General features: G+C 33.5%; 2 protein-coding genes. Both read left to right on the forward strand.

Annotated elements, in window-relative coordinates; all coding sequences use genetic code 11:
* The first annotated feature begins 14 nt into the window (after positions 1–14).
* On the forward strand, positions 15–503 hold the full coding sequence (locus ACFIQC_RS10005; RefSeq protein ID WP_375707145.1) for a DUF488 family protein: 489 nt from the start codon (positions 15–17) through the stop codon (positions 501–503).
* A 94-nt stretch (positions 504–597) separates the two neighbouring features.
* Positions 598–782 (forward strand): helix-turn-helix transcriptional regulator (locus tag ACFIQC_RS10010; protein ID WP_375707146.1); only part of this gene is annotated, 185 nt, incomplete at its 3' end.

Consider the following 782-nt stretch of genomic DNA (forward strand, 5'->3'; position numbering starts at 1 on the left):
TAAGGAAATTAAACGTGTGTAACACAAAACATATTATCATACAGCCTGCTAAAGATGAGGAATTTTGTTTTTTTACCATTGGCTATGAAGGTAAGTCCCTTGAGAATTATCTTAGTTGTCTCATAGAAAACAATATCAAAACTTTATGTGATGTTCGTAAAAATCCAATAAGTAGAAAACACGGATTTTCAAAAAGACAATTAGAGCAAGCTGTAAGCAACATTGATATTGAATATATGCATATGCCTGAACTTGGAATTGCCTCTGAAAAACGAAGAAATTTGAAAACACAAAAAGATTATGACCGCTTTTTTAAAAATTATCGAAATACAACTCTCAAGAATAATTCTTGTGCAATAAACAAATTATATCAAATATTTTTAAATAAAAAGTGCGTTGCAATCACCTGTTTTGAAGCCAATGTATGCATGTGTCATAGAGGACAACTCGCATTAGCTCTTACTCAATTGCCTGATTGGAAATATGAAATTGAACACATCTAAAAAATAAACTTGCAGATTTTTAAAAGTTGGAGTGCTTCACATGCCTTCCAGCCCCCATCCATTTAATTAACATAAAAAAGAGAAAGGTAATGAGATGATATTTGATGATGGAGATAGATATGTAACGACACGTGAGTGTGCACAGCTTTTTAGTGTATCCACAACAACGATTCGCAATTGGGTGCTTCAGGGATTGTTTCCGGAGCCATATAAGCTAGGGAGAGCAGTGAGATGGAGAAAAAAAGAGATCTTAGCCTTCACTCCAAAGAAAAATAAGGA

It is taken from the genome of Bartonella sp. AA126HLJHH (assembly GCF_042197425.1).
GTDB lineage: Bacteria > Pseudomonadota > Alphaproteobacteria > Rhizobiales > Rhizobiaceae > Bartonella.